The sequence below is a fragment of the Acidovorax sp. JG5 genome, assembly GCF_017939685.1.
Lineage (GTDB): Bacteria > Pseudomonadota > Gammaproteobacteria > Burkholderiales > Burkholderiaceae_C > Acidovorax.
Genome location: NZ_JAGKSE010000011.1, coordinates 45,082 through 71,940 on the forward strand (window position 1 = coordinate 45,082; position 26,859 = coordinate 71,940).

General features: G+C 66.2%; 27 protein-coding genes and 1 riboswitch. Of the genes, 16 read left to right on the top strand and 11 right to left on the bottom strand.

The genetic code is table 11. The annotated features are described in order from the left end of the window. Position 1 precedes the first annotated feature (1 nt). The 4 genes from J8G26_RS12495 to J8G26_RS12510 are packed head-to-tail and all read left to right on the top strand — an operon-like array spanning position 2 to position 3,850. Positions 2-871: an ABC transporter ATP-binding protein gene (locus J8G26_RS12495; protein ID WP_210569245.1), complete on the top strand. Its 870-nt coding sequence runs from the start codon at positions 2-4 to the stop codon at positions 869-871. Then, a complete protein-coding gene (locus J8G26_RS12500) occupies positions 868-1,707 on the top strand; it encodes an ABC transporter permease (protein ID WP_210569247.1) in 840 nt (279 codons plus the stop codon). Before J8G26_RS12495 ends, J8G26_RS12500 begins: the two co-directional genes overlap by 4 nt. Then, positions 1,700-2,647: a transporter substrate-binding domain-containing protein gene (locus tag J8G26_RS12505; RefSeq protein WP_210569249.1), complete on the top strand. Its 948-nt coding sequence runs from the start codon at positions 1,700-1,702 to the stop codon at positions 2,645-2,647. The genes J8G26_RS12500 and J8G26_RS12505 overlap by 8 nt, the downstream gene beginning before the upstream one ends. A 51-nt stretch (positions 2,648-2,698) precedes the next feature. Next, positions 2,699-3,850 (top strand): acyl-CoA dehydrogenase family protein, encoded by a 1,152-nt coding sequence (locus J8G26_RS12510; protein WP_210569252.1) that lies wholly within the window; start codon positions 2,699-2,701, stop codon positions 3,848-3,850. 227 nt (positions 3,851-4,077) lie between these two features. Here J8G26_RS12510 and J8G26_RS12515 read toward each other — a convergent pair whose 3' ends face one another. From J8G26_RS12515 to J8G26_RS12565, 11 genes are all read right to left on the bottom strand, one after another. Beyond that, positions 4,078-5,427 (bottom strand): LLM class flavin-dependent oxidoreductase, encoded by a 1,350-nt coding sequence (locus J8G26_RS12515; RefSeq protein WP_210569254.1) that lies wholly within the window; start codon positions 5,425-5,427, stop codon positions 4,078-4,080. Positions 5,428-5,612: 185 nt separating this feature from the next. Next, a complete protein-coding gene (locus J8G26_RS12520) occupies positions 5,613-6,560 on the bottom strand; it encodes a CysB family HTH-type transcriptional regulator (protein ID WP_210569256.1) in 948 nt (315 codons plus the stop codon). A 103-nt stretch (positions 6,561-6,663) separates the two neighbouring features. Next, complete coding sequence (locus J8G26_RS12525) at positions 6,664-6,879, bottom strand: TOBE domain-containing protein (RefSeq protein ID WP_056168199.1); 216 nt, start codon at positions 6,877-6,879, stop codon at positions 6,664-6,666. A gap of 53 nt (positions 6,880-6,932) precedes the next feature. Beyond that, positions 6,933-7,742: an ATP-binding cassette domain-containing protein gene (locus J8G26_RS12530; RefSeq protein WP_210569259.1), complete on the bottom strand. Its 810-nt coding sequence runs from the start codon at positions 7,740-7,742 to the stop codon at positions 6,933-6,935. Between the two features lie 139 nt (positions 7,743-7,881). Then, the gene (gene ssuC, locus J8G26_RS12535; protein ID WP_210569261.1) at positions 7,882-8,748 is read right to left on the bottom strand and encodes an aliphatic sulfonate ABC transporter permease SsuC; all 867 of its coding nucleotides are present in this window, start codon (positions 8,746-8,748) and stop codon (positions 7,882-7,884) included. Further along, positions 8,745-9,122: a VOC family protein gene (locus J8G26_RS12540; RefSeq protein WP_210569263.1), complete on the bottom strand. Its 378-nt coding sequence runs from the start codon at positions 9,120-9,122 to the stop codon at positions 8,745-8,747. The genes ssuC and J8G26_RS12540 overlap by 4 nt, the downstream gene beginning before the upstream one ends. A 23-nt stretch (positions 9,123-9,145) precedes the next feature. Then, positions 9,146-10,309: an FMNH2-dependent alkanesulfonate monooxygenase gene (ssuD, locus tag J8G26_RS12545; RefSeq protein WP_210569265.1), complete on the bottom strand. Its 1,164-nt coding sequence runs from the start codon at positions 10,307-10,309 to the stop codon at positions 9,146-9,148. Positions 10,310-10,321: 12 nt separating this feature from the next. Beyond that, positions 10,322-10,462 (bottom strand): hypothetical protein, encoded by a 141-nt coding sequence (locus J8G26_RS12550; protein ID WP_198314777.1) that lies wholly within the window; start codon positions 10,460-10,462, stop codon positions 10,322-10,324. Between the two features lie 47 nt (positions 10,463-10,509). Further along, positions 10,510-11,481 (bottom strand): sulfonate ABC transporter substrate-binding protein, encoded by a 972-nt coding sequence (locus J8G26_RS12555; RefSeq protein WP_210569273.1) that lies wholly within the window; start codon positions 11,479-11,481, stop codon positions 10,510-10,512. A gap of 170 nt (positions 11,482-11,651) precedes the next feature. Then, on the bottom strand, positions 11,652-12,242 hold the full coding sequence (gene ssuE, locus J8G26_RS12560) for an NADPH-dependent FMN reductase (protein ID WP_210569275.1): 591 nt from the start codon (positions 12,240-12,242) through the stop codon (positions 11,652-11,654). Between the two features lie 70 nt (positions 12,243-12,312). Then, positions 12,313-13,335: a sulfate ABC transporter substrate-binding protein gene (locus tag J8G26_RS12565; protein WP_210569277.1), complete on the bottom strand. Its 1,023-nt coding sequence runs from the start codon at positions 13,333-13,335 to the stop codon at positions 12,313-12,315. A gap of 156 nt (positions 13,336-13,491) precedes the next feature. Here J8G26_RS12565 and J8G26_RS12570 point away from each other — a divergent pair, with 156 nt between their 5' ends. From J8G26_RS12570 to J8G26_RS12625, 12 genes are all read left to right on the top strand, one after another. Beyond that, on the top strand, positions 13,492-13,764 hold the full coding sequence (locus J8G26_RS12570) for an oxidative damage protection protein (protein ID WP_010461281.1): 273 nt from the start codon (positions 13,492-13,494) through the stop codon (positions 13,762-13,764). 19 nt (positions 13,765-13,783) lie between these two features. After that, on the top strand, positions 13,784-15,784 hold the full coding sequence (gene mnmD / locus J8G26_RS12575; protein ID WP_087745507.1) for a tRNA (5-methylaminomethyl-2-thiouridine)(34)-methyltransferase MnmD: 2,001 nt from the start codon (positions 13,784-13,786) through the stop codon (positions 15,782-15,784). A 145-nt stretch (positions 15,785-15,929) separates the two neighbouring features. Next, on the top strand, positions 15,930-16,733 hold the full coding sequence (locus J8G26_RS12580) for a sulfite exporter TauE/SafE family protein (protein WP_210569336.1): 804 nt from the start codon (positions 15,930-15,932) through the stop codon (positions 16,731-16,733). Positions 16,734-16,742: 9 nt separating this feature from the next. Beyond that, positions 16,743-18,524, top strand: a complete 1,782-nt coding sequence (locus J8G26_RS12585) for a nitrite/sulfite reductase (protein ID WP_210569278.1) — start codon at positions 16,743-16,745, stop codon at positions 18,522-18,524. A 33-nt stretch (positions 18,525-18,557) separates the two neighbouring features. Further along, entirely contained in the window at positions 18,558-18,950 is a 393-nt protein-coding gene (locus tag J8G26_RS12590) for a DUF934 domain-containing protein (protein WP_210569338.1), read from the top strand. Continuing rightward, complete coding sequence (locus J8G26_RS12595) at positions 18,947-19,570, top strand: phosphoadenosine phosphosulfate reductase family protein (RefSeq protein WP_210569288.1); 624 nt, start codon at positions 18,947-18,949, stop codon at positions 19,568-19,570. The genes J8G26_RS12590 and J8G26_RS12595 overlap by 4 nt, the downstream gene beginning before the upstream one ends. Before the next feature lie 19 nt (positions 19,571-19,589). Further along, the gene (gene cysD, locus J8G26_RS12600) at positions 19,590-20,552 is read left to right on the top strand and encodes a sulfate adenylyltransferase subunit CysD (RefSeq protein ID WP_087745499.1); all 963 of its coding nucleotides are present in this window, start codon (positions 19,590-19,592) and stop codon (positions 20,550-20,552) included. Continuing rightward, the gene (locus J8G26_RS12605; RefSeq protein ID WP_210569290.1) at positions 20,552-21,931 is read left to right on the top strand and encodes a GTP-binding protein; all 1,380 of its coding nucleotides are present in this window, start codon (positions 20,552-20,554) and stop codon (positions 21,929-21,931) included. Before cysD ends, J8G26_RS12605 begins: the two co-directional genes overlap by 1 nt. 122 nt (positions 21,932-22,053) lie before the next feature. Next, entirely contained in the window at positions 22,054-22,383 is a 330-nt protein-coding gene (gene fdxA / locus J8G26_RS12610; protein ID WP_210569292.1) for a ferredoxin FdxA, read from the top strand. Between the two features lie 133 nt (positions 22,384-22,516). Continuing rightward, positions 22,517-23,557, top strand: coding sequence for an NAD(P)/FAD-dependent oxidoreductase (locus tag J8G26_RS12615; protein ID WP_210569294.1), 1,041 nt, complete (start codon positions 22,517-22,519; stop codon positions 23,555-23,557). Positions 23,558-23,669: 112 nt separating this feature from the next. Continuing rightward, complete coding sequence (locus tag J8G26_RS12620; protein ID WP_349238322.1) at positions 23,670-25,139, top strand: GGDEF domain-containing protein; 1,470 nt, start codon at positions 23,670-23,672, stop codon at positions 25,137-25,139. A 192-nt stretch (positions 25,140-25,331) separates the two neighbouring features. Continuing rightward, positions 25,332-25,436: riboswitch (TPP riboswitch) on the top strand. Between the two features lie 68 nt (positions 25,437-25,504). After that, a complete protein-coding gene (locus J8G26_RS12625; RefSeq protein ID WP_210569296.1) occupies positions 25,505-26,779 on the top strand; it encodes a cytosine permease in 1,275 nt (424 codons plus the stop codon). Positions 26,780-26,859 lie beyond the last annotated feature (80 nt).

The following is a 26,859-nucleotide window of genomic DNA, read 5'->3' on the forward strand; positions in this document are numbered from 1 at the left end:
CATGAGTGATGCCAAGATCGTGGCGCGCGGCGTGCAGATGGACTTTCAGGTCCGCGATGAGCTCGGCCAGAAAAAGACCATTTCCGCGCTGAAGTACTTCGACCTGGACGTTCGCCCCGGCGAGTTCTTCACCATCCTCGGGCCTTCGGGCTGCGGGAAATCCACCTTTCTCAGCATGCTGGCGGGCCTGTCGCGCAAGACCGGCGGCAGCATCACCATCGACGGTCGCCCCGCCGAGGGCATCAACCAGCACCAGGGCGTGGTGTTCCAGGGCTATGCGCTGTTTCCGTGGCGCACGGTGCTGCGCAACATCGAGGTGGGGCTGGAGATCCGCAAGCTGCCCAAGGCCGAGCGCCGGCGCACCGCGCAGGAGTTTCTGGAACTGGTGGGGCTGGAAGGCTTTGGCCACCGCTACCCGCACGAGCTGTCGGGCGGCATGCGCCAGCGCGTGGCCATTGCGCGCTCGCTGGCCTACAACCCCGACCTGCTGCTGATGGACGAGCCCTTCGCCGCGCTGGATGCGCAGACGCGCGAAATCCTGCAGTCCGAGCTGCTGCGCATCTGGGAGCTGCACAAGAAAACCATCGTCTTCATCACGCACAGCCTGGACGAGGCGATCTACCTGTCGGACCGCATCGCCGTGATGACGCACCGGCCCGGCCGCATCAAGGCCATCCTCGACGTGCCGCTGCCGCGCCCACGCGCCCCCGAAATCCGCAACTCCACCGCATTTGTGCAGTTGCGCCAGCAAGCCTGGGAAATCCTGCGCGACGAGGTGGCCTTTGCCAGCAACCACCGGCAAGAGCCCCTGGCCCCACTGGTACCCACCGCGCCGGACTTTCGCTTGGCCCTCACGGGATTTGCCATATGAACACTTCTGCCATTTCGACCGCCGGGCACGCCCCGGCACAAAGCCCTGCCCCGCTCACCGGCCTGCTGCATACCCTGCGGCGCGGCCTGGAGCGCAGTGCCTGCATCGTGCTGTTTCTCGCCGTGTGGGAGCTGCTGCCCCGCGCGGGCTGGGTGAACCCGGCGTTTCTGAGCCCACCCTCCGACGTGGTGCGCGCCATCGCCACCCTGGTGGACAACGGCCAGCTCTGGAAACATGTCACCGCCAGCCTGCAACGCTCGCTGGTCGGCCTGCTGCTGGCCATCACCAGCGGCGTGGGCCTGGGGCTGCTGATGGGCGCCATCCAGCGCTTTGAAGCCTTTGTGGATCCGCTGCTGCAACTGTTTCGCCAGGTGTCAGCGTTTGCGCTGTTTCCGGTGTTCCTGCTGTTCCTGGGGATTGGCGAGTCGTCCAAGGTGGCCATCATCTTCTGGGCTGCGTTCTGGCCTGTGCTGCTCAACACCATCGGTGGCGTCAAGCAAGTGGACAAGCTGCTGGTGCATTCGGCACTGTCCATGGGGGCATCACGCAGCTACATCTTTTTCAGGGTGGTGCTGCCGGCCGCCTCGCCCTCGATCTTCACAGGCATCCGGCTGGCGGGCGCGTATTCGATCACGGCGCTGGTTGCGGCGGAAATGATCGGCGCCCATGCCGGGCTGGGTTTTCTCACCCTGAACGCGCAGGAGATCTTCCAGATTCCCACCATGTACGCGGGCATCCTGCTGCTGGCCCTGCTGGGGCTGGGCCTGAACTACCTACTCGCCCTGATCGAGGCGCGGCTCACCGGCTGGCGCAAGGGGCTGGAGTTCCATGGCTGAGCCCCGCGCCCTGCCCTCGGGCGGCGCAGCCGTGCAGCCACGCCCTTTGTGGCGCGCGATACAACGCCGCGTGTGGCTGGCGGCGCTGGCGGCCTTGGCTGCGGCCGGATGGGTTGCGATGTCGCGGTGGCCAGCCGATGCCTACCTGCTGGTGGCAGCCTTCGCACCAGCCAACCTTTCCGCTCCGGCGCCCGGGCCCCTGCTGCTGCAGGCGCGCGAGCGCGGCGTGCTGCGCGTGGGCGTGCGCGAGTACCCACGCCCGTCCCTGCCCAGCGACCCTTTGCCCCCCGAACCCGACAGCTACGACGCCGGTTTGGCGAGCCATATTGCCCAGCAATTGGGTGTGAAGGTGCAACTGGTGGGTCTCGCGCCCGAGCAGGTGGCAACGGCCACGGCGGCAGGCCAGGTGGATCTGGTGCTGGCGGGCAGCCCGACTGCCTCGGCAAGCGCGCCAACCCCGACGCGCGGCACGGTGCCCTATGTGAAAGGGCCAGCGCGCGTCGTGGCGCTGCGCAAGGGCCCGATGACGCGCACGACAGATTTGAACGGCCAGGCCGTGTGTGTAGCCCAGGGCAGCCCTTACGCCGAACCGCTGCGCGAGCGCCTCGGCGCACGCCCTGTGCAATACCGCTCGGCGGTGCATGCCGTCAGCGCCTTCATGGCCGGCGAATGCGCGGCGCTGGCCGAAGACGAAGGCCTGCTGCAGCGGCTGCTGGTACAGACCGAATGGCGCTTTTACCACCTGCTCGACGATGCCATCGCGCCCGCCCCTTCGGCCCAGGTGCAGCTGGCGCAAGCCGACCCCGAATCGGCGCGTCACCTTGATGCCCTGCTGGACCAGTGGCGTGCCCAGGGGCTGGAAGCGCAGGCCCGGCTGCAACGCACCAGTGAAATCATGCTCGAAGTGGCCTTGCTGCAGGACGGCGCCATCTGCCACTGATGCGCCTTGATTCCGATTCCTTTAACTCGTCCCCCGCACCTGCTTTTCCTCATGCCTTTTGACCTCACCGACCTCCTGCACTCCCTGCGCCAAACCGCTGTCGAACGCGACCGCCAGGGCGGCCACGCCACCTTCGAAAAGTCGCAGATCCGCGAAGCCGGCCTGCTGCGCCTGGCCATTCCCCAAGAACACGGTGGTCTGGAGCAGCCCTGGCCCGACATCTACCGCCTGGTGCGCCAGCTCGCCGCGGTGGACAGCTCGCTAGCCCACCTGCTGGCCTTCCATCAGCTGCAGGTGGCTACCTTGCTCATCTACGGCAATGCCGAGCAGCAGCGCCGCTGGCTGCGCCGCACGGCCGATGAGCAAGGCTGGTGGGGCAATGCCCTGAACCCGCGCGACACCCGGCTGCTGGCCCAGGGCGAGGGGCCGAGCTTTGTGCTTGATGGCACCAAGGGCTTTTGCTCAGGCACGCGCGGATCGATCTACATGACGGTGTCGGCCCGCCATCCCGACGGCGACCAGCCCGTGCTGGGCATACTGGCCACGCAGGCGCCAGGCATTTCGGTGCAGGAAGACTGGGACCCCATTGGCCAGCGGCAGACCGACAGCGGCTCGGTGCGCTTTGACCGGGTGCTGCTGGCGGGCGCTGATGTGATGCGCGACCACCACACGCCCCCCACCGTGTTCCACACCCTGCGCAACTGCCTGGCGCAGCTGGTGCTGGTGAACCTGTACCTGGGCATTGCCCAGGGCGCGCAGCAGGAGGCCCGCCAGTACGCCCATGCCGAAGGCCGCCCCTGGATTGCCGCCTCGGTGGACAAGGCCACCGAAGACCCCTACCTGCTCAACCGCATGGGCGACATGCAGGCCCAGATTGCCGCCGCCACCGCCCTGGCAGAGCGCGCATCGCGGGCGGTACAGGCCGCCTGGGAACGCGGCCAGTCGCTGACCGCAGCGCAGCGCGGCGAAGTGGCCCTGGCCGTGGCCGAAGCCAAGGTCATTGCGCACCGGGCCGGCCTGTTTGCCAGCCAGGAACTGTTTGAAGTGGTGGGCTCGCGGGGCACCCGCGCCAGCCTGGGGTATGACCGCTTCTGGCGCAACGTGCGCACGCACACCCTGCACGATCCGCTGGACTACAAGCTCCAGACACTGGGCCGCTGGGCCCTCAACGGCGAGCTTCCGCAGCCCGCTAACTACAGCTGAAAGCTTCCGCAAACAAAGCGCCAAACCCGGCCCGCCATGGGTTAGGGATGGCCTGCATAACTCCCTGCAGTCTGTGTTACCGCGGCCTCGGGCGGTCCACTGCGTTGCTTTTCTCGCCAATAGCCGAGCTATTGGCCGCAAAAAGACGCCTTGTGGCCCATCCCGATCCGCACTACCACCGACTTGCGAGGGTTATGCAGGCCATCCCTCGGTTTGGCGCAGCAGCCTCAGGCCGCCTTCACCGCATGCGCATACCGGCTCTCGGGCCGCGCCAGGCCCAGGTTCTCGCGCAGCGTGCTGCCTTCGTAGGCGGTGCGAAACAGGCCCCGGCGCTGCAGCTCGGGGATGACCAGGTCCACAAACTCGTCCAGTGACTGCGGCAGCACCGGCGGCATCACATTGAAGCCGTCGGCCGCGCCGTTTTCAAACCACTCCTGCATGCGGTCGGCAATGGTCTCTGGCGTGCCAATCACCACCCAGTGGCCGCGCGCGCCCGCCAGGTACTCATAAAGCTGGCGCAGGGTGTAGCGCTCGCGCCGCGCCAGTTCGATCACCACATGCGCACGGCTGTTCACGCCCTTGGGCGGCTCGGGGTAGTACGGCGGCGGGGCATCCAGGTCCCAGCGCTGCAGCTCGTCGAGTGGCCAGAATGGAGCAAGGGTCGCCAGGCCCACCGAGGGATGGATCAGCGCCTGCAGCTCCGCCCACTTGGCCTCGGCCTCTTCCTGCGTGCGGCCGATCACCGGCGAGATGCCGGGCAGCACCAGCAGTTCTTCGGGCCGGCGGCCGTACCTGGCCATGCGCCCTTTCACATCGCTGTAGAACGCCTGCGCTTCGGCCAGGCTGGTCCAGGCCGTGAAGATGGCCTCGGCCGTGGCGGCGGCCAGCTCCTTGCCGTCTTCCGACGAGCCCGCCTGCACGATCACCGGGTAGCCCTGCGGCGGGCGCTCAATGTTCAGCGGCCCTTCCACCTTGAGATGCTTGCCCACATGGTTGAGCTTGTGCAGTTTCTGCGGGTCGAAATACACGCCCGAGGCGCGGTCGCGCACCAAGGCATCGTCGTCAAAGCTGTCCCACAGGCCCTTGACCACGTCCACGAACTCATGGGCGCGCTCATAGCGCACGGCAGGGTCGGGGTGGGCCGCCAGGCCGAAGTTGCCGTGCACCGAATCGGCGCTGGTCGTTACCACATTCCAGGCGGCACGGCCCTTGCTAATGTGGTCGAGCGAGGCGAACTTGCGGGCCAGCAGAAACGGATCTTCGTAGGTGGTGGAGGCCGTTGCCACAAAGCCAATGTGCTGCGTCACGGCCGACAGCGCGGCCCACAGCGTGACAGGTTCGAAATGCGACATGCGCCCCTGGCGGCTGAACGACTCCTCGTCGCCGGTGTGCTTGATGCCGGGGCTGTCGGCCACGAACACCTGGTCGAACAAGCCGCGCTCGGCCGTCTTGGCCAGCGCGATGTAGTGGTCGATGTTGATACCGGCGTCAGCCTGCGCGCCGGGGTGGCGCCACGCGGCAATGTGGTGGCCGGTGGCCATGATGAAAGCGCCGAGGCGCAGCTTGCGTTGGGTCATCGGGGTTCCTTGAGCGAAAAGGGTCGGTTGGCAGCCCGGCCCGCTACAAGCCAGGCCGGCTGTAGCCACGTTACCCGGCCCCCTGCGCGCTGTGAACGCAGAATTTCAAGGAACCATATGCGCGCGGCGCAGACTTGCCATGCGCATGCCGACTGCGCACCTCTGGTACCTTCCTTGCGCGCGCCTCAGTCGGGCACTGGCAGCGCGGCCCCCTCGCGCATGGCCTTTTCCACACTTTCGCGCGTCAGCGTGGGCACGAAGCTCTCGATGAAATGGTAGGCATAGCCGCGCAGCCACGCCCCTTTGCGCAGGGCCAGTCGCGTGAGGTTGACCTCGAACAGGTGGCCCGCATCAATCATGCGCAGCTGCCGGTCGCGCTCGGGGTCCACGGCAATCGAGGCGACGATGCCCACGCCCATGTCCAGCTCCACATAGGTCTTGATCACGTCGGCATCCATGGCGGTGAGCACGATGTCGGGGGCCAGCCCCTCGCGGGCAAAGGCCTCGTCGATGTGCGCGCGGCCCGTGTAGCCGAGCTCGTAGGTGATGATGGGGTATTGCGCCAGCTGCTCCAGCGTGACCGGCTCGCGCTGCTGCAGCAGCGCATGGCCCGGTGGCACGACGATGCTGTGCGTCCAGCGATAGCAAGGCAGCGTGACCAGCGCGTCGTAGCCCGCCAGCGCCTCGGTGGCCACGCCGATGTCGGCCTCGCCGCTGAGCAGCATTTCGGCCACCTGGCGCGGCGAGCCCTGGTGCAGGTGCAGCGACACCTGCGGAAACAGCGTGCGAAAGTCGCGCACCACCTGCGGCAGCGCATAGCGCGCCTGCGAATGCGTGGCCGCCACCGACAGGCGCCCCTGCGCGCTGGCGCTGAAATCCTGCCCCACGCGCCGCAGGTTGTCCGACTCCAGCAGCAGGCGCTCCACGATGGGCAACAGCGTTTCGCCGGGCGGCGTGAGGCCGGTGAGCCGCTTGCCGGCGCGCACGAAGATCTCCACGCCCAGCTCTTCCTCCAGCTCGCGGATCTGGCGGCTGACGCCGGGCTGCGAGGTGTGGAGCATGGCCGCCACCTCGGTCAGGTTGAAGCCACGGCGCACGGCTTCGCGCACGGAGCGCAGTTGCTGAAAATTCATGGGTCCCAATGGGGAGGCCCCGCAATGCAGGGCCTTTACTATTATTTTTATAGCTGCTGGCGCTTATCCATAAAGCGCCAGCAGCCCGTTTAACTCACATTGCTTACAGCTTGGCGATAGACACCTCGGTGGACTTGACGAGGGCCACTACGTCCGAGCCCACCACCAGGGCCAGATCGTCCACCGAGCGGGTGGTGATGACCGAGGTGACGATGCCCCACGGGGTTTCGACATCGACTTCCGAGACGACATCGCCGCGAATGATCTCGCGCACTTTGCCCTTGAACTGGTTGCGAACATTGATGGCTTGAATGGACATGGGGTTCTCCTTGATAAGTCCGTTGAAAAAAGTCAGTGAAAGCGAAAAGGAAATCACACCGCCCAGCGCAAACCGTGGGCCGGGACGCCGGGCCATGCCGATTCGTGCGCGGGTTCACCCTCGGGCTTTTGCAGCACGCGGTCGAGAATGCGTTTTTCGATGGCGGCAAACGCGGCGTCGCCATGCGAGCGCGGGCGCGGCAGGTCGATGCGCTGGTCCAGCGCGATCTGTCCGTCCTCGATCAGGATCACGCGGTCGGCCAGCGCCACGGCCTCCTGCACGTCGTGGGTGACCAGCAGCGCGGTGAAGCCGCTGGCCTGCCACAGGCCTTCGATGAGGCGGTGCATTTCGATGCGGGTGAGCGCATCGAGCGCGCCCAGCGGTTCATCGAGCAGCAGCAGGCGCGGGTTGTGCACCAGCGCACGGGCCAGGGCCACGCGTTGGCGCTGACCGCCCGACAGGCGCGCCGGCCACTCGCCCAGGCGGTCGCCCAGACCCACGCGGGCCAGCACCTCGGCGGCGGCGCCGCGCCGCTCGGGCTGCAGGCCCAGGGCCACGTTGTCCACCACCCGCTTCCAGGGCAGCAGGCGCGAGTCCTGGAACATGATGCGGGTGCCCTCGCTCAGGCCGGCGATGTCCTTGCCGTCCAGGCGGATCGCACCGCCCGAGACGGATTCCAGCCCCGCCACCAGGCGCAGCAGCGTGCTCTTGCCGCAGCCGCTGCGCCCCACGATGGCGACGAACTGGCCGGGTTCGATGATCAGTTCGGCCTTCTTGAGCACGTCGCGCGTGCCGTAGCGCTTGTCCACGTTGCGCACTTCCAGGCGCACGCCCTGCTGTTGCGGGGATAAATTTGTAGTCAAAATGGCCTCCTGCGCTTATCCATCAAGCGCTAGCAGCTATAAAAATATGAGTGATAGGACACAGTGATTGCGCGGGGGCGCGGCCCCATGCGAGGGACGCCGCGCAAGGGCCGCCAAGCCGCCGATGCGGCGCAGCCGCTCAGGGCGATGCATAACCAGGATGCCAGCGCAGCCAGTAGCGCTCCAGCCCCTTGGCAAACAGGTCGGCCAGCTTGCCCAGCAGGGCATAGAGCAGGATGCCCACGAGCACGATGTCGGTCTGCAAAAACTCGCGGGCGTTCATGGTCAGGTAGCCGATGCCGGCCTGCGCCGAGATGGTTTCGGCCACGATCAGGATCACCCACATCAGCCCCAGCGAGAAGCGCAGCCCCACGAGGATGCTGGAGAGCGCGCCGGGCAGGATGATCTGTTGGTAAAGCTGCCAGCGGCCCAGGCCGTAGGTGCGTCCCATCTCGATCAGGCCCGGGTCCACGTTGCGGATGCCGTGGAAGGTGTTGAGGTAGATCGGGAAGAACACCGACACGCTGATGAGGAACAGCTTGGCCGACTCGTCGATACCGAACCACAGGATCACCAGCGGGATCAGCGCCAGCGCGGGGATGTTGCGCACCATCTGGATGGTGGAGTCGAGCAGCGTCTCGAACAGCTTGACCGAGCCGGTGAGCAAGCCCAGCAGCAGGCCCAGCCCGCCGCCAATAGCCAGCCCGGCCAGCGCGCGGCCCGCGCTGACCTTGACGTGCGTCCACAACTCGCCCGACGCGGTGAGCGTCCAGGCCGCCTTCACAACTTCGAGCGGCGCGGGCAGCACGCGGGTGGACAGCCAGCCCAGCGACGATGCGATCTGCCACAGCACGATCAGCCCCACGGGCACGGCCCAGGGCAGCAGGCGCTGCGCGACATTGGCAAGAAAGCGGGCCAGCGGCGCGGGGAGCCAAGGCCCGTCGAGCGGCAAGTCAACGGGGTCCGCCACAGGCGATATCTGCAGCTCTCGGGTGGTCTGTGTCATGGGGTGATTTCCTGTAATACGTCATCGGGTTCCAGAAACTCCAGCTGGTTGCCCGCCGGGTCCTTGACGTAAAAGCGCAGGTAGCCGGGCAGCGCGCGGTTTTCCACCAGCGCCAGCTCGGCCTGCAGCAGGCGGTGGCGCAGCGCGGGCAGGTCCTGCACCTCGAAGGCCAGGTGCGACACCGCGGGCGCGGGCTGCCAGTGCTCGGTGGGCACCAGGTCGATGCGCTGGGTGCCCGCCGCAAAGCGCAGCGTGTTGCCGGCCTGCAGGCGCACCTCGGGCAAGCCCAGCAGGCTGGCATAAAAGCGCCGGATCGGCGCCTCGGCCCCGGCCGGGAAGGCCAGCTGCACGTGGTTGATTGACTGGATGCTCATGGCGTGGCTCCTGTGGTGCTGATTCAGCTTTGCGATGCACGCGGCACAAAGTCGTTGGCCACGGTCTCGCCAAACGGGCCCAGCGGGTTTCCGCCCGTGAGCTTGTCGCGCACCCCCAGCGGCAGCAGCGGGAACACGAGCTCGGCAAAGCGGTAGGCCTCTTCCAGGTGCGGGTAGCCCGACAGCACAAAGGTGTCCAGGCCCAGCGCCGCGTATTCCTCGATGCGTGCGGCCACCGTCTGCGGATCGCCCACCAGGGCCGTGCCAGCGCCACCGCGCACCAGGCCCACGCCGGCCCACAGGTTGGGGCTGATCTCCAGGTCCTTGCGGCTGCGCTTGACGCCGCCCGCATGCAGTGCGGCCATGCGGCGCTGGCCCTCTGAGTCCATGCGCGCGAACACGGCCTGGGCATGCGCCACGGTCTCGTCCTGAACATGGCTGATGAGTTCTTCGGCAGCGGCCCAGGCCTGCGCGTCGGTCTCGCGCACGATGACGTGCAGACGGATGCCGAACTTGACCGTGCGGCCGCGTTTGGCAGCGCGGGCGCGCACATCGGCCACCTTCTTGGCCACTTCTGCGGGCGGTTCACCCCAGGTCAGGTAGGTCTCGACCTGCTCGGCTGCCAGGTCGTGGGCGGCGTCGGACGAGCCGCCGAAATACACCGGCGGGTGCGGATGCTGCAGGGGCGGAAACAGCAGCTTGGCGCCCTTGACCGACAGGTGCTTGCCCTCGAAGTCCAGCGATTCCCCCTGGTGGCTGCGCGCCAGAATCTCGCGCCAGATGCGGATGAACTCGGCAGACTGCTCGTAGCGCGTGGCGTGGTCCAGAAACACGCCATCGCCCTCCAGTTCCGCCTGGTCGCCACCGGTCACCAGATTGATCAGCAGCCGGCCGCCCGAGAGCCGGTCAAAACTGGCCGCCATGCGCGCCGCCAGTGCGGGCTGGTGCAGACCGGGGCGCACCGCGACCAGAAACTTGAGCTTCTTCGTGACCGCGATCAGGCTCGATGCGATCACCCAGGGGTCTTCGCACGAGCGGCCGGTGGGGATGAGCACGCCTTCATAACCCAGACTGTCTGCCGCCACCGCCACCTGCTGGAGGTAATCGTGGCTGAGCTGGCGCGCGCCCTTGGCGGTGCCCAGATACCGGCTGTCGCCGTGGGTGGGAATGAACCAGAAAATTTGCATGGCACAGGTCTTTCAGTACGAGATGGCAAAGCCAAACTGGGGAGCGCGCCGCACCCAGCGGCGCTGCTGCACGCCTAGCCCCCAGGCCGTGGCCGTGACGCACAACACGCGTTGCAGTTGGGCGTGCAAGGCAAAGGGCATGGGCGCTGGCATGGCGGGCTCCTTGGGCAGTTCGGGGGGCAATATGGGGGCAATACGGGTTACAGCAGATCGACCGGTGCGGCGTGCAGCAGGTTGAGCTTTTTGGGAATGAGCTTGAGGTCGAAGAAGGTGTCGGCAATGGCCTGCTGCTCGGCCAGGATGTCGCGGGTGACGGGCGCCGTGCCATACCTGGCGCGGCTCAGGTACAGCTCGGTGATGCCCTTGTCCAAGCCCAGCACCGCAGACAGCTCGGCGGCTGCAGCCGCTTGGTTCTTGGAAATCCAGGTGTCAATCGCGTTGACCTCTTCAATCGCGATGCGCAGCACATCGGTGTTCTTGGTCGCGAAATCGCGCGAGGTGAAGTAGTACTGGCGGTTGTTGACCACGCCGGTGGCATCGGCCAGCAGGCGGGCGTCCAGCATTTTTTGGGCAGCGGCCAGGAACGGGTCCCAGATGATCCAGGCATCCACCGCTCCCCGCTCAAAGGCGGCGCGCGCGTCGGCGGGGGCCAGGAAGACGGATTGCACGTCGCCGTACTTCAGGCCGTGCTTTTGCAGCAGCTTGACCAGAAAATACTGCACGTTCGAGCCCTTGTTGTAGGCCACGCGCTTGCCCTTGAGGTCGGCCACGCTGCGGATCGGCGACTCCTTGGGCACGATCACCGCCTCCAGCGCGGGGCGCGGCACCGTGGCGCCCGCATAGACCAGCGGCGCGCCTGCGGCCTGGGCAAAGATGGGCGGCGCCTCGCCCACGTCACCAAAGTCGATGGAGCCCACATTGAGCGCTTCAAGCTGGACGGGGCCTGCGTTGAACTCGGTCCACGTCACCTTCACGCCCAGCGGCGCGAGGCGCTTTTCGAGCGTGCCGCGGCCCTTGAGGATGGACAGCCAGCCCTTTTGGTGGCCCACGCGCAGCACGCGGGCGGGTGCCTGCGCCCAGGCCTGGGTGGATGTGGCAACCGTTGCGGCGGCGGCAGCGCCTACAGCGAGCAGGTGACGGCGCTGCAGGGAAAAGCGGGTCAGTTCGTTCATGGTGCGGGCTCCAGATTCAAAACAAATACAAGGGGTTGGCGGCCGGGCTGGGCTTGCAGCAGGACGCACACCGCCCTGCCCGCGCACCCGGCGCAGCAAAAATCGAAAAAAGAGGAATGAACGAAGAAGGTGGCGCTGACGCTGCGGGTTGCCGCAGCACCGCACCCGCGTCAGACGCTACATCGCACCTGGGAAAAATGCACGGGCGCGAACCGTGTGGCCTGGGCGGGCGATGGGCGAAGGGTTTCAGTCACCAGCACGTTCACCGCGTCATCCAGCCGGGCGGCAATGTCGGCCTGCAGGTGGTAGGTGCCTTCGGGCGTCAGCGTGACCTGCGCGTCGGTGGCATAGATGCCCGGCAGGATGTGCTTGGCGCCGAGCGACTGCAGCACGGGGCGCAGCGCATAGTCAAGCGCCAGCATGTGGTGCGGGCTGCCGCCCGTGGCCAGGGGCAGCACGGTCTTGCCTTTGAGGGCTGTTTGCGGCAGCAGATCCAGAAACACCTTGAGCACGCCGCTGTAGGCCGCCTTATAGACCGGTGTGGCCACCACCAGCACGCTGGCATCGGCCACCTGGTCGATGGCTTTCACCACGGTGGGGTGGCCAAAATCGGCCAGCAGCAGCGCCTGGGGCGACAGGTCGCGGATATGGATGCGGTCCACCAGCGCGCCGCGCACCGACAGGCGCTGGGCCACGGCATCGAGCAATGCGGCGGAGCGTGAGCGCTCCGAGGGGCTACCGGCGATCAACAAGGCGGACATGGCGTTCTTTCAATTCAATTTTGATAGCTGCTAGCGCTTTATTTATAAGGGCTAGAGGCCAATTTGGCATTTATTTGCGCGTGTAAATCTGGTCAAAGCTCGCGTTGTCCGCAAAGTGGTCCTTGGCCGCCTTGTCCCAGCCACCAAACGCATCGTTGATGGTGAACAGGTTCAGATGGGGGAACTGCCTGGCGTACTTGGCCTTGGCTTTTTCAGACACGGCGGGGCGGTAGAAATTCTTGCCCGCGATGTCCTGGCCTTCCTCGGTGTAGAGGAACTTGAGGTATTCCTCGGCCACGGCGCGGGTGCCCTTTTTGTCCACGTTCTTGTCCACCACGGTCACTGCGGGCTCGGCCAGGATGGAGATGGAGGGGGCAATCACGTCGAACTTGGTGCCGAATTCCTTTTCGAGCAAGTAGGCCTCGTTTTCCCAGGCAATCAGCACATCCCCCTGGTTGCGCTGGGCAAAGGTGATGGTGGAGCCCCGGGCACCGGTGTCGAGCACGGGCACATTACCGTAAAGCTTGGCGACAAAATCCTTGGCCTTGGCATCGCTGCCCAGCTTGCGCTTGGCGAATTCCCAGGCGGCCAGGTAATTCCAGCGCGCGCCGCCCGAGGTCTTGGGGTTGGGCGTGATCACGCTGATGCCGGGCTTGATGAGGTCGTCCCAGTCCTTGATGCCCTTGGGGTTGCCCTGGCGCACCACCAGCACGATGGTGGAGGTGTAGGGCGAGCTGTTGTGCGGCAGGCGCTTTTGCCAGTCTTTCGGAATCCAGCCGCCGTTGGTGTGCAGCGCGTCAGTGTCACCGGCCAGGGCCAGCGTGGCCACGTCGGCATCGAGCCCGTCGATGATGGAGCGCGCCTGCTTGCCCGAGCCGCCGTGGCTTTGCTTGATGGTTACGTCCTGGCCGGTCTTGGCCTTCCAGTGCTTGGCGAAAGCCTGGTTGAACTCGACATACAGCTCGCGGGTGGGGTCGTACGACACGTTGAGCAAGGTCACAGACTGCGCAAACGACGGCAGCGCCGTCAGGGCCAAAGCGCCGGTCAGGGCAACAGCGAAGGGAAACTTGATAAAGTCGCGGCGAAAGTTCATTGGAGGGCCTCTTTTGTGAATGTGTTGCGGTGCAAAACACCGATGAAACGCATTCTGGAAGGCCCTCTTCAAAACTGGAACTACTAAGATTTCAGTTCTTTATATCCAAATCATCTGAGCAAGCCTTTTTGCTCACACCCATCACAAGGAAACCCCATGGCACGCACCGTTCAATGCATCAAGCTCGGCAAGGAAGCCGAAGGCCTCGACTTTCCGCCCTACCCCGGCGAGCTGGGCAAGCGCATCTGGGAAAGCGTGAGCAAGGAAGCCTGGGCGGGCTGGCTCAAGCACCAGACCATGCTGGTCAATGAAAACCGCCTGAACCTGGCCGATGCGCGTGCCCGCCAGTACCTGGCGCGGCAGATGGAGAACCACTTTTTTGGCGGCGGCGCAGACGCTGCAGCCGGTTACGTACCTCCCAGCGCCTGATCTTCCCCTTCTCTTCTCCATGTCCGAGCCGATCGATTGGCTGCCGGACGGCACCCCCTACAGCCCCCGCTTCGGCGACCGCTACCACAGCGAAAACGGCGGCCTCACCCAGGCCCGCCGCGTTTTTCTGCACGGCTGCGGCCTGCCCGAGGCCTGGGCCGGGCTGCCGCAGTGGCGCATTCTGGAAACCGGGTTTGGCTTCGGCCTGAACTTTCTGGTGACCTGGGCTGCCTGGCGGGCCGACCCGCAGCGGCCCACGCTGCTGCACTTTGTCTCGACCGATGCCTGGCCCGTCAGCGCGGCCGATCTGCTGCGCGCGACCAGCGCCCACCCCGAACTCGCGCCGCTGGCCGAAGAGTTGCACCGCCAATGGTGGGGCCTGCTGCCGGGCGTGCATCGGCTGCGGTTTGACGAAGGCCGGGTGCTGCTCACGCTGTATGTGGGCGATACGCAAACCCTGCTGCGCCAGCAGAGCCTGACCGTGGATGCGGTCTACCTCGACGGCTTCAGCCCCCAGCGCAACCCCGAGATCTGGGACCTGCACACCTTGAAGGCCGTGGCGCGCTGCTGCCGCCGTGGCACGCGGCTGGCCACCTGGACCATTGCCCGCGCCGTGCGCGATGCCCTGGCGCAATGCGGGTTCGAGGTGACGCGCGTGCCCGGCGTGCCGCCCCAGCGCGACAACCTGCATGCCACCTACAACCCGCGCTGGGAGCCGCGCACCACGCGCCAGCCCGAGGCCACCCCGGAGCCCGCCCTGCCCGGCCCCTGCATCGTGATCGGCGGCGGAATCGCCGGCGCTGCCACCGCCGCCAGCCTGGCCCGACGCGGCTGGCAGGTGGTGGTGCTGGACCAGGCTGCCGAGCCTGCAGCGGGCGCATCGGCTCTGCCCGCCGGGGTGTTTGCCCCCCATGTGTCGCCCGACGACAGCGTGCTGTCGCGCTTGTCGCGCAGCGGCATACGCACCACGCTGCAGCAGGCCGACTGGCTGCTGCGCGAAGGCGTGGACTGGTCCCGTTGCGGCGTGCTGGAGCACCGCACCGACGGCACCCCTGGCCTGCCGCCCGACTGGCCGGACGGACCGGGCGCCGCCTGGAGCCAGCCCGCACCGCCCGCAGCCCTGGCCGAGGCCCAATTGCCACCCGACGCCACCGCCTGCTGGCACCACCAGGCCGGCTGGGTGCGCCCGGCGCGCTTGGCCAAGGCCTTGCTGGCACAGCCCGGTATCCGCTGGCAGGGCCATTGCCAGGTGGCCCAACTGCGCCGCGTGGAGCGCCCTGGCGCCGAGGACGGTGCCGCGGCCTCGGTCTGGCAGGCACTGGACGCGCAGGGCCAACCGATGGCGGAGGCGCCCACGCTCGTCATTGCCGCAGGCGCGGGCAGTCTGCAGCTGCTGAACCACCGCTGGCCCCTGCAGCCGGTGCGCGGGCAGGTGTCCTGGGGCATCCATACCGGCCCGGCCGCGCCCCTGCTGCCGTTCCCGGCCAATGGCCATGGCAACCTGGTTCCCCGGTTTCCGCTGGACAACAGCCCCGACGGTCCCCACGCCTGGGTGATGGGTTCCACCTTTGAGCGAGACGTACAGGCCCTGCCGCCATCCGCCAGCGATGTCGAGGCAGCCCACACCACCAACTGGGCCAAGCTGCAGGCCCTGCTGCCCCGGATGGCGCCGCAGCTGGCGCCTGCCTTCGCCCTCACCCCCGCCCTCGCCACGCCGGCCCTCTCCACCCCAGCGCTCGCCACGCCGGGAAAAGATTCAGACCTTGGAGATTCGACTGCGGCAGCGCCCGCTTTGCAGACCTGGGCCGCAGTGCGCTGCACGGCGCCGGACCGCTTGCCCATCGTGGGCCCCGTCGATGCCGCAGGCCTTCCGGGCCTGTGGGTCTGCACCGCCATGGGTGCGCGGGGGCTGAGCCTGGCCCTTTTGTGCGGCGAATTGCTGGCGGCCCGCCTGCAGGGCGAGCCCCTGCCGCTGGACGCCAAACTGGCCAAAGCGCTGGGCACCGAGCGCCTGCAATAGGTGGGCATCCGGCCTGCAGCCCCTCTGCCCGCACCGTCCCAAACCCTCGCAAACCCGCACCAGAACTTGCTTATATTTATATAAGCATATTGGAAGCACGAAACAATCGTTTGTTTCCATAAGCATGGCCTCTACATTCACCGCCATGCATGATTTCGCGTTTGTTTTTGCGGGCTTTGCCGTCGGGCTCATCGTGGGCCTGACCGGCGTGGGTGGCGGCTCGCTGATGACGCCCGTGCTGATTTTCTTCTTTGGCGTCAAGCCCCACCTGGCCATTGGCACCGACCTGCTCTTCGCCGCCTTCACCAAGATGGGCGGCACCGTGAGCATGGCGCGCCAGCGCCTGGTGCCCTGGCGCGTGGTGGGCCTGCTGTGCGCTGGCAGCATTCCGGCGGCACTGGCGGCGCTGTGGCTGCTGCACCGCATGGGGCCGGCCACGGCGCAGGCACAAAATCTCATGACCAGCACGCTGGGCATCGCCCTGCTGCTCACCGCCGCTGCCACGGCCTACAAGGTGCTGGCGTTCTCGCCCCAACGCCAAGCTGCCGAACTGGCCGCCCGCCAAGCCAACGCCGCCAATGCTGCCGAGCCGCGCCACTGGAGCCTGCCGGTGCTGCTGGGGGCGGTGATCGGTACGCTGGTCACCTTCACCTCGGTGGGCGCGGGGGCCATTGGTGTCACGGTGCTGCTGCTGGTGTTTCCGCACCTGCCGCTGCCGCGTATCATCGCCGCCGACATCGCCTACGCCGTGCCGCTCACGCTGGTGGCCGGGCTGGGCCACGCGTCACTGGGCTCGGTCGATTGGCCCCTGCTGCTGCAACTGCTGGCCGGCTCGCTGCCCGGCATCTGGCTGGGCTCGCGCCTGGTTTCCCGCACGCCGGAGCGCCTGATCCGCTCGGCCCTTTCCGTGCTGCTCGCCTGGGCGGGCGCCAAACTGGTTCTGATCTGAGTTTTTACGATGTACCAATACACAGCCTTCGACAAACAGTTCGTGCACCAGCGCGCGGCGCAGTTCCGTGACCAGCTCACACGCTGGCAGACCGGCAAGTTGAGCGAGGACGATTTCCGCCCGCTGCGCCTGCAAAACGGCTGGTATGTGCAGCGCTACGCCCCCATGCTGCGCGTGGCCGTGCCCTACGGCGAAATTGCCAGCCGCCAGCTGCGCGTGCTGGCGCAGATCGCCCGCGAATACGACGAACCCGAAGCCGCAGTGTTCAAGGCCGCCATGGATGGCCAGGGCCTGCTGGGCACCACCTTCTTGCCCAAGAACTGCGCCCACTTCACCACCCGCACCAATGTGCAGTTCAACTGGATTCCGCTGTCCAAAAGTGCCGATGTGATGGACCTGCTGGCCAGCGTGGATCTGCATGGCATCCAGACCAGCGGCAACTGCATTCGCAACACCACCACCGATGCGCTGGCGGGTGTGGCGGTCGATGAAATCGTGGACCCCCGCCCCTACGCAGAAATCCTGCGCCAGTGGACCACACTGCACCCCGAGTTCGCCTTTTTGCCGCGCAAGTTCAAGATTGCGATCAGCGGCGCCAAGGACGACCGCGCCGCCACCGGCTGGCACGACGTGGGCCTGCACCTCGTCAAAAACGAGGCGGGCGAGATCGGTTTCAAGGTGTTCGTGGGCGGTGGCATGGGCCGCACGCCGGTGATTGGCACGGTGATCCGCGAGTTCCTGCCCTGGAACCAGATCATGAATTACATCGAGGCCATCGTGCGCGTGTACAACGAGCATGGCCGCCGCGACAACAAGTACAAGGCCCGCATCAAGATCCTGGTCAAGGCCGAAGGCAAGCAATACATCGACGATGTGGAAGAAGAGTACCGCCAGATCCTGGAGATCGACGGCGGCCCGCACACCATTTCGCAGGCCGAGTTTGACCGCGTGGCCGCCTGCTTTGTGGCGCCCCAGCTGACCAAGGTTCCTGACGTAGAGCCCGCAGCGCTCGAAGCCTCGCTCAAGGCCCAGGCCGCGGAGCATGTGGCCTTTGGCCGGTGGCTCCAGCGCAACGTACATGCGCACCAGAACCCGCAGCTGCGCGCCGTCACGCTGTCGTTCAAGCGCCCCGGCCAGTCGCCCGGCGACGCCACCAGCGAACAGCTCATCGCATTGGCCGACCTGGTGGACAAATACTCCGCCGGCGAAGCCCGCGTGACGCACGACCAGAACGTACTGCTGCCCTGGGTGCATGGCAGCCAGCTGTTCAGCCTGTGGCAAGAAGCCAAGGCCCTGGGCCTGGCCAGCGCCAACGTGCAGTTGCTCACCGACATGATCGCCTGCCCCGGCGGCGACTTTTGCGCGCTGGCCAATGCCCGCTCGCTGCCGATTGCCGAAGCCATCACCCAGCGTTATCAAGACCTGGACGAACTCGACGACATCGGCGAGATCGACCTGCACATCAGCGGCTGCATCAACAGCTGCGGTCACCACCACAGTGGCCACATCGGCATCCTGGGCGTGGACAAGGATGGCAAGGAGTGGTACCAGGTCACGCTGGGCGGCTCCGATGGCTCTGACCTGTCGGGCCCGGCGATGGCCGGCAAGGTGATCGGCCCCTCGTTCTCGGCCGCCGAAGTGCCGGATGTGATCGAGGCCGTGCTCACCACCTACCGCGACCTGCGCCAACCGGGCGAAACCTTCCAGGCGGCCGTGCGCCGCACGGGCCTGGACCCGTTCAAGGAAGCCGCCAAGCAGGCACGCCACAAAGAAGAACTCGCAGCCGCCTGACCCGGCCCAGCGCACCGCCCCATGCCCATGATGTTGAAACTACTCGCCGCCCAAGACCACCAGCCGCCCGCAGAGGGTGACGCCCGCACCGTGGCCCTGCCCAACGATGCAGATGCCATGGCGCTGCCACTGGACAACGTGGACCGTGTGGACCTGCACTTTCCCAACTTCACCGATGGCCGCGCCTTCAGCCAGGCCTTTTTGCTGCGCCGCCGCCGTGGCTTTGCGGGCGACATCCGCGCCACGGGCGACGTGCTGATCGACCAGCTGGTGCAGATGCAGCGCACGGGCTTCAGTTCGGCCGTGCTGCGCGAAGGCGTGGACGTGGCCGATGCACAGCGCCAGTTCGAGCTGTTTCCTGGCTTCTACCAGGGCGACGCCGTGAACCCCCAACCCCACTTCATGAACGACAAGGCAGCCGTATGAGCCAGCTGGATCTCGCACGCGTGAACGCCGAACTCGGCCGCGACGCCCCAGGCTTGGTGAAATGGGCCTTGGGCCTGGGCCAGCGGGCCATCGTCACCACCAACTTTCGCCCCTTCGAGGCCGTGATCCTGCACATGGTCACGCAAGTGCAGCGCGATGTGCCGGTGGTCTGGATGGACAACGGCTACAACACCGAGGCCACCTACCGCTTTGCCGACGAAGTGACCAAGCAGCTGGGCCTGAACCTGCAAATCTACCTGCCACGCCGCTCGCGCGCGCACCGCGAGGCGGTGGACGGCGCCACGCCCGCGCTGGACGACCCGCGCCATGCGGCCTTCACCGCAGAAGTGAAGCTGGAACCCTTCGCCCGGGCCCTGCGCGAGACCGCACCGAACGTGTGGTTCACGGCGCTGCGCGCCACCGACACCGCCGTGCGCGCACAGATGGACCCCGTGAGCATCAACCCCGATGGCCTGATCAAGGTGGCGCCGCTGCTGCACTGGTCGTCCAAAGACCTGCACGAATACTGCGTGCAGCACGGCCTGCCCAACAACTTTGATTACGTGGACCCCACCAAGGGCGAGGACAACCGCGAGTGCGGCCTGCACCTGGCCCACTGAACCCACCACAGATCCCACCATGAACGCCCGTACCGATGCAGCACGGCTGCAGAACAACCCCATGAGCTACCACCTCAACAACTCGCACCTCGACGCCCTGGAAGAAGAAACCATCTTCATCCTGCGCGAGGTGGCCGCCGCCTTTGAACGCCCCGCCCTGCTGTTTTCGGGCGGCAAGGATTCGCTGGTCATGCTCAAGTGCGCCGAAAAAGCCTTTGGCACCAAGGCCAGCGGCGGCGGCATTCCCTACCCGCTGCTCATGATCGACACCGGCCACAACTTCCCCGAAGTGACGGATTTCCGTGACTTCCGCGCGAAGGAACTGGGGGCTGAACTGATCGTGCGCAGCGTCGAGGACTCGATGGCGCGCGGCACCGTGCGCCTGGCCCACCCGGGCGAGTCGCGCAACGTGCACCAGTCGGTCACGCTGCTCGAAGCGATTGAAGAATTCCGCTTTGACGCGCTGATTGGCGGCGCCCGCCGCGACGAAGAAAAAGCCCGCGCCAAGGAGCGCATCTTCAGCCACCGCGACAGCTTTGGCCAATGGCAGCCCAAGGCCCAGCGCCCCGAGCTGTGGACGCTGTTCAACACCCGCCTGCAGCCCGGCGAGCACTTTCGCGTGTTCCCCATCAGCAACTGGACCGAGCTCGATGTGTGGCAGTACATCGACCGCGAGCAGATCGGCCTGCCCAGCATTTACTACACGCACAAGCGCCAGGTGGTGGACCGCCGGGGCATGCTGATGCCCGTGACCGAACTGACACCGCCGCGCGATGGCGAGACGGTGCAGACGCGCGACGTGCGCTTTCGCACCGTGGGCGACATCACCTGCACCGCACCGGTGGAAAGCACCGCCGCCACCCCGGCCGAGATCGTGATCGAGACCCTGGCCGCCGACGTGAGCGAGCGCGGCGCCACCCGCATGGACGACAAGACCAGCGACGCCTCGATGGAAAAGCGCAAGAAAGACGGTTATTTCTGATGACAAACACTATTAATTCGATAGCTACAAGCGCAATCCAGACAAGCGCTAGCGGCACAAATGACCATATTTCCGCCCTCAAGTTCATCACCTGCGGCTCGGTCGATGACGGCAAGAGCACACTGATCGGCCGCCTGCTGGTGGACAGCCGCGCGGTGCTGCAAGACCACCTGGCCGGCGTGCAGCGCGGCGGCGAAACCGACCTGGCCCTGCTGACCGACGGCCTCTCCGCCGAGCGCGAGCAAGGCATCACCATCGACGTGGCCTACCGCTACTTCGCCACCGAAACGCGCAAGTTCATCATCGGCGACGCGCCCGGCCACGAGCAGTACACCCGCAACATGGTCACCGCCGCCAGCAGCGCCGACGCCGCCGTGGTGCTGGTCGATGCCACCAAGCTCGACTGGAAGAATCCGCAACTCGCCCTGCTGCCCCAAACCCGCCGCCACAGCCTGCTGGCGCATCTGCTGCGCGTGCACTCGCTGGTGTTTGCCGTGAACAAGCTCGACGCGGTGGAAGACCCCGCGCTGGCCTGGAAGCACATCCAGGGCGCACTGCAGTCCTTCGCCCAGGCGGCTGGCATTACCGTGCGCGCCATGGTGCCCGTGTCCGCCCTCAAGGGCTGGAACGTGGTGGACGCCCATCCCGGCTGGGGTGGCTACGAAGGCCCCACGCTGCTGCAGGTGCTTGAAGCATTGCCCAACACGCCTGCCGACACCGGCCTGCCGCTGGCTTTTCCGGTGCAGTGGGTCGAAAAATCCTCGTCCTCGTCGTCCGACACCTCCCAAGGCCGCCGCGTGTTCTGGGGCCGCGTGGCCGCAGGCGCCGTGGCGCCTGGCACCGCCGTGCAGATTTTCCCCAGCGGCCAGCTCGCCACCGTGGCCCAGGTGCTGGACCACGCCCGCCGCCCCAGCGATGTGCCCGCAGGCACCAGCGCCGGCATCATCCTGGACCGCGAGGTGGATGTCTCGCGGGGCGACTGGATCCTGGCCGCGCCCACCGCCGCTGCAGCAGCGCCTGCCGAAGACGACTTTGGCGACACCCCCGCCGCCACACCCGCCTGGCCTGCCCGCCGCGAGCTGCGCACCACCATTGCCTGGATGGACGACGAGCCGCTGGTCGCAGGCCGCGTGTACTGGGCGCTGCACGGCCACCGCTGGGTCAAGGCCAAGGTGAAAGCCGTGGTGCACAAGCTCAACATCCACACGCTGGCCGAAGAGGCCGCCACGCAGCTCGACCCCAACGCCATCGGCCATGTGGACCTGCTGCTGCAGGAGGCGATTCCCGCCGCCGCATTCAACCAGGCCCGCGTGCTGGGGTCGCTGATTTTGGTGGACACGGCCAGCCACAAAACCGCCGGTGCCGTGCTGGTCAACTGACCTGCATCAACCCGCTGAACCCCTGAACGCCTGGAACCCCCATTGGCCGCAGGGCCCCCTTCAACCCGGTCGGTGAAAGCTTCTAAAATAGAGGGTTTTCACCGACCCACACAACTCCTGTCATGACCCACGTCGTCTCCGAAAACTGCATCAAGTGCAAGTACACCGATTGTGTGGACGTGTGCCCCGTGGACTGCTTCCGCGAAGGCCCGAACATGCTCGTCATCGACCCCGATGAGTGCATCGACTGCGCCGTCTGCATCCCCGAGTGCCCGGCCAACGCCATCTTTGCCGAAGAAGACCTGCCGGCCGACCAGATCGCTTTCATCAAGCTCAACGCCGAACTGGCCTTTGCCGACGGCTGGAAGAGCATCACCAAGCGCAAGCCCGCGCTGCCCGACGCCGACGAATGGAACGGCAAGCCGGGCAAGGTCAACGACCTGGTCAAGTGAAATCCCCCCGGAGCCGCTTCGCGTCTTCCCCCAAGGGGGACGCCGCCAGTGGCCTGGCAAAGCCAGTTCCACGGTGGCACTGGCTCGGGCGCGCACCGGTATCGAGCGCTGAAGCGCAATGAGTGGCTCGGAAATGGCTCAAGCAACCGACGCCGTCGTCATCGGCGCGGGGCCTGTCGGGCTTTTTCAGGTGTTCCAGCTGGGCCTGCATGGCCTGCGCGCCCACGTCATCGACACGCTGCCCCACCCCGGCGGCCAGTGCGTTGAGCTGTACGGCGACAAACCCATTTACGACATTCCCGCCATTCAAGCCTGCACCGGGCACGAACTGGTGCAACGGCTGTGCGCGCAGATCGAGCCCTTTGCCCCCGCGTTCCACCTCGGCCAGCAGATAAGCACCGTGCAGGCCCAGCCCGGTGGCGGTTTCCTCGTCGGCACGGCGCAGGGCACCCAGCTGCTGGCGCGCACCGTGTTCATCGCCGCCGGCGTGGGCGCCTTCATGCCACGCGCCCTCAAGCTGCCTGGCCTGGAGGCTTATGAGGGCACCCAGCTGCGCTACCGCCTGGACGAAGGCACGCAGCTTGCCGGCCAGCGCGTGGTGGTGCATGGCGGCGACGAACCCGCCGTGCAGCAAGCCATTGCCTGCGCCACAGCCCCCGAAGCGCTGCGCCCCGCCCGCACCACGCTGCAGCACCGCCGCGACGTGTTCGACGCACCGCCCGCCCTGCTGGAGCAACTGCAAACCCTGCGCGCCGCGGGCCGCATCGAAGTCGCCATCGGCGTGGCCAGCGGCATCGTCGAAGAACAGGGGCGCCTGGCCGCGCTGGAGCTGACCACGCCCGAAGGCCAGCCGCTGCGCCTGCCGCTGGACCTGCTGCTCGTCCGCCTGGGCCTGGTGCCGCGCCTGGGCCCCATTACCGAATGGGGCCTACAACTGGAGCGCAAACAGCTCGTGGTGGACCCCGCCACCTTCGCCACCAGCATGCCCGGCATCCACGCAGTGGGCGACGCCATCACCTATCCCGGCAAGCGCAAGCTCATCCTGATCGGTTTTCACGAAGCCACCCTCGCCGCCTTCGCCGCGGCCGAGTGGCTGGCCGGGCACAAGCTGCCGCTGGAGTACACGACCAGCAGCGAGAGGTTGCAAAAGTTGCTGGGAGTCGAGGGGCACTGATCACGCGGATCAGTGCCTTGCATTTGAGTCTGCCTCGATTTTCTGAGGCCGGCAGAGAGAGCGCATTTTGCGGGATTGGCGTCGGCAATAATGGCCGCTGGAGGTGTCCGTGATAACCCAATCTCTTGCAACAGGTCTGGACTTTGAAGACATGTTCAACCTTGCCCCTGTGTCGCTGTGGATGGAGGATTACAGTGGGCTGAAACAATTGTTTGACCAGTGGCGTGCTGACGGCGTCACCGATCTGCTCGCCTTCTTGCGAGAAGATCCGCAGCGGCTCCAGCGCTGCAGCCAGTCCTACAAGGTGGTGCAGGTCAATCAGTACACCCTCGACTTGTTCAAGGCTGCGGACCAGCAAACCCTGCAGAGTCGGCTGCATGAGGTTTTCCGTGGGGACATGCTCGAAAGCATCGTGGCCGAGCTGCTTGCGCTGTGGGAAGGCCAGCAGGGTTTCGAGACCCGGTCCGTGAACTACGCCCTGGACGGGCGGCGGCTGGACGTTCAGGTCCGCGCCCGCGTGCTACCCGGCTATGAGGACAACTGGAGCCGGGTGTTGGTCTCACTTGAGGATGTGACAACCGAGGTTCGGGGCACGGAACAGCTGCAGCGCAGTGAGCAATATTCCCGGGATCTGTTCGAACATTCGCCGGTATCGCTTTGGGTAGAAGACTTCAGCGAGGTGAAGCGTCTGCTGGATGAAGTGCGCACGCGGGGCATCCGCGACTTCAGAACCTTTCTGAAAGTGCACCCGGAATTTGTCACGCGCTGCATGCAGGAAATCCGCGTGATTGACGTCAATCGCCGCACCTTGGAGATGTTTGGCGCAAACGGCAAGCCAGAACTGCTGCAGAACCTCTCCCGGATTTTCCGGGGAGAAATGTACGAATCCTTCGCCGAGCAGTTGCAGGACTTGTGGGATGGCAAGCTGGTGCAGCAGCGAGAAGTAGTGAACCATGCCCTTTCGGGCGACGTACTGCACATCCACCTCGAGTTCGCCGTCATGACCAGCCATGCCGAGAACTGGGGGTTGGTTCTGCTTTCCCTGGTGGACATTACCGCGCGCAAGAAAGCCGAGGCCTATCTGGAATACCTGGGCAAGCATGATGTACTGACCCAGTTGCGCAACCGCGCTTTTTATATGGAAGAGCTCAACCGTCTGTCGCGCAAAGGGCCATGGCCGCTTTCGGTGATCGCCATCGACATGAATGGCCTCAAGACTGTCAACGACGAGCACGGCCATGCTGCCGGGGATGCCCTGCTGCGCAGCTTTGGCGAGGTGCTTGCCAAGGCAGTGGATGCTCCGGCTTGCGCGGCCCGTATCGGCGGCGATGAATTCATGGTGCTGCTACCCGCTACGGACGAGCGCAGCGCCCAATCGATGCAAGAGCGAATTTTGTCTCTGTTGGAACTGAACAACCAGTACTATCCCGGACACACCATCCAGGTTTCCATGGGATCTGCCTGCGCTCAGGAAGGCGCGTTCATGGAAGCCGTGGTGCATCGCGCGGATCAGGAGATGTACGCACAAAAGAGCCGTTTTTACCAGGCAAAAGAGCAGGACCGACGGTCTGGCGCAGCCTGAGATTTCCTGGCTCGAATGGGCCTCTTTCGGACTCCACAGTATCCGGCAGATGGGGCGCACACCCCTGATGGCAGCGCCCTCTGCAGGCCAGGATGAGCCGCCTCGGTAACCAGTTTCTCGATGGCCACCACGCGCTCCAACCTGCGAACCTGCCCACCCCCGCTAAAATCCGTCCCGCACCACCGCAATGCGTTGCACCGCTGGGGGTGCCCGGCAGCGCCACGCTGCACGGGCTGAGAGTGTCCCTTTGAACCTGATTGAGATCGTCCTCGCGCAGGGAAGCATGTCCGCCATTGCACGCCCTTGACCGCGCGTGGCCGATGTCTTCCTTGCGCTGCAACGCACCGCACTGCCAAGGAACCCGCATGAGCGCCCAAACACCATCCGCCAATGAGGCGCTGACACCCGTTTCCAGCGAGCGGCGCGTGTTTGGCTGGCACGACCACGCCTCGCTGTGGTTCAGCCTGGGCGTGGGCCTGCTGGTGATGCAGGTGGGCGCGTACCTGATGCCTGCGCTCGGAACCCAAGAGGCCCTGTGGGCCATCGTGGCGGGCTCGATGCTGGGCGCTGGCTTGCTGGGCTGGGTGGCCAAGCTGGGCTGCGACAGCGGGCTGGCCAGCGCGGGCCTGATGCATGCGGTGTATGGCCGCCGCTTTGCGGGGCTGCCCATCATCCTGAACATCGTGCAGCTGGTGGGCTGGGGCACGTTCGAGCTGGTGGTGATGCGCGATGCCACGGTGGCCATCGGTCAGCAGTCGGGCAGCATGGCGGGCGCACATTGGCCGGTAGCGGCCACGCTGCTGTGGGGCGGCGTGGTGATGCTGCTGATCAGCGGCTCGATGGTGCAGCTGGTGCGCAAGGTGATTGCGCGGGTGGCGCTGCCGCTGGTGGTGCTGTCGCTGCTGTGGCTGAGCTGGCAGTTTGTGTCGCTGGCGCAGGCCCAGGGTTTTGAGGCGCTGTGGAAGCGCCAGGGTGACGGCGGCATGGGCGTGCTGCCCGCGCTGGATCTGGTGATTGCCATGCCGATCTCGTGGCTGCCGCTGGTGGCCGACTACGCGCGCCATGGCAAGAACGGTGGCTCTGCGCTGCGCGGCACCTGGCTGGGCTATGCGCTGGCCAACATGTGGTGCTATGCCCTCGGTGTGCTGGTGGCGCTGACCTTGCCCAGCAAGGACCTGGTGCAGGCGCTGCTGCTGGCCCAGGGCGGGCTGATTGCGCTGTCGCTGATATTGATTGACGAGGTGGACAACGCCTACGGCGACACCTATTCGGGCGCCGTGTCGGCCCATAGCCTGCTGCCGCGCTGGAGCGTGCGCCGCTGGGGCCTGGCCATGACCGCGCTGTGCACCGCCCTGGCGCTGGTGTTGCCCATGCACAGCCTGGAGCCGTTTTTGCTGCTGCTGAGCTCGGTGTTTGTGCCCTTGTTCGGCGTCATCCTGGGGCGCCTGGCTTTTGGGGCCAATGCGCCGGCGTTGCTGGCTGGCGCCCGCCCCGTTCATGCGACGCCCGTGGTGCTGTGGCTGCTGGGCATTGCGGTGTATCACCTGGCTCCCCAAGTGGTGCCCGGGCTGGGTTCGGCCTTGCCGACGCTGGTGCTGAGCTTTTTGTTGGCTTGGGTGACGCGTCCACGGCAGGCATGAAGCGCGCCAAGGCACCTGCGTTGGCCAATGCAGATCACTACATTTTTAATAGCTGCTTGCGCTTGCTACATAAGCGCCAG

Excerpts from the sequence above, each read along its gene's own strand:
- cysD (WP_087745499.1), top strand. The coding sequence starts at position 19,590 with ATGAACGCCCGTACCGATGCAGCACGGCTGCAGAACAACCCCATGAGC.
- J8G26_RS12495 (WP_210569245.1), top strand. The coding sequence starts at position 2 with ATGAGTGATGCCAAGATCGTGGCGCGCGGCGTGCAGATGGACTTTCAG.
- J8G26_RS12540 (WP_210569263.1), bottom strand. The coding sequence starts at position 9,122 with ATGAGCATCCAGTCAATCAACCACGTGCAGCTGGCCTTCCCGGCCGGG.
- J8G26_RS12505 (WP_210569249.1), top strand. The coding sequence starts at position 1,700 with ATGGCTGAGCCCCGCGCCCTGCCCTCGGGCGGCGCAGCCGTGCAGCCA.
- J8G26_RS12595 (WP_210569288.1), top strand. The coding sequence starts at position 18,947 with ATGAGCCAGCTGGATCTCGCACGCGTGAACGCCGAACTCGGCCGCGAC.
- ssuC (WP_210569261.1), bottom strand. The coding sequence starts at position 8,748 with ATGACACAGACCACCCGAGAGCTGCAGATATCGCCTGTGGCGGACCCC.
- J8G26_RS12515 (WP_210569254.1), bottom strand. The coding sequence starts at position 5,427 with ATGACCCAACGCAAGCTGCGCCTCGGCGCTTTCATCATGGCCACCGGC.
- J8G26_RS12500 (WP_210569247.1), top strand. The coding sequence starts at position 868 with ATGAACACTTCTGCCATTTCGACCGCCGGGCACGCCCCGGCACAAAGC.
- J8G26_RS12615 (WP_210569294.1), top strand. The coding sequence starts at position 22,517 with ATGGCTCAAGCAACCGACGCCGTCGTCATCGGCGCGGGGCCTGTCGGG.
- J8G26_RS12550 (WP_198314777.1), bottom strand. The coding sequence starts at position 10,462 with ATGCCAGCGCCCATGCCCTTTGCCTTGCACGCCCAACTGCAACGCGTG.
- J8G26_RS12555 (WP_210569273.1), bottom strand. The coding sequence starts at position 11,481 with ATGAACGAACTGACCCGCTTTTCCCTGCAGCGCCGTCACCTGCTCGCT.
- J8G26_RS12570 (WP_010461281.1), top strand. The coding sequence starts at position 13,492 with ATGGCACGCACCGTTCAATGCATCAAGCTCGGCAAGGAAGCCGAAGGC.
- J8G26_RS12565 (WP_210569277.1), bottom strand. The coding sequence starts at position 13,335 with ATGAACTTTCGCCGCGACTTTATCAAGTTTCCCTTCGCTGTTGCCCTG.
- J8G26_RS12510 (WP_210569252.1), top strand. The coding sequence starts at position 2,699 with ATGCCTTTTGACCTCACCGACCTCCTGCACTCCCTGCGCCAAACCGCT.
- J8G26_RS12625 (WP_210569296.1), top strand. The coding sequence starts at position 25,505 with ATGAGCGCCCAAACACCATCCGCCAATGAGGCGCTGACACCCGTTTCC.
- mnmD (WP_087745507.1), top strand. The coding sequence starts at position 13,784 with ATGTCCGAGCCGATCGATTGGCTGCCGGACGGCACCCCCTACAGCCCC.
- J8G26_RS12605 (WP_210569290.1), top strand. The coding sequence starts at position 20,552 with ATGACAAACACTATTAATTCGATAGCTACAAGCGCAATCCAGACAAGC.
- J8G26_RS12525 (WP_056168199.1), bottom strand. The coding sequence starts at position 6,879 with ATGTCCATTCAAGCCATCAATGTTCGCAACCAGTTCAAGGGCAAAGTG.
- J8G26_RS12580 (WP_210569336.1), top strand. The coding sequence starts at position 15,930 with ATGCATGATTTCGCGTTTGTTTTTGCGGGCTTTGCCGTCGGGCTCATC.
- ssuD (WP_210569265.1), bottom strand. The coding sequence starts at position 10,309 with ATGCAAATTTTCTGGTTCATTCCCACCCACGGCGACAGCCGGTATCTG.
- J8G26_RS12520 (WP_210569256.1), bottom strand. The coding sequence starts at position 6,560 with ATGAATTTTCAGCAACTGCGCTCCGTGCGCGAAGCCGTGCGCCGTGGC.
- ssuE (WP_210569275.1), bottom strand. The coding sequence starts at position 12,242 with ATGTCCGCCTTGTTGATCGCCGGTAGCCCCTCGGAGCGCTCACGCTCC.
- fdxA (WP_210569292.1), top strand. The coding sequence starts at position 22,054 with ATGACCCACGTCGTCTCCGAAAACTGCATCAAGTGCAAGTACACCGAT.
- J8G26_RS12585 (WP_210569278.1), top strand. The coding sequence starts at position 16,743 with ATGTACCAATACACAGCCTTCGACAAACAGTTCGTGCACCAGCGCGCG.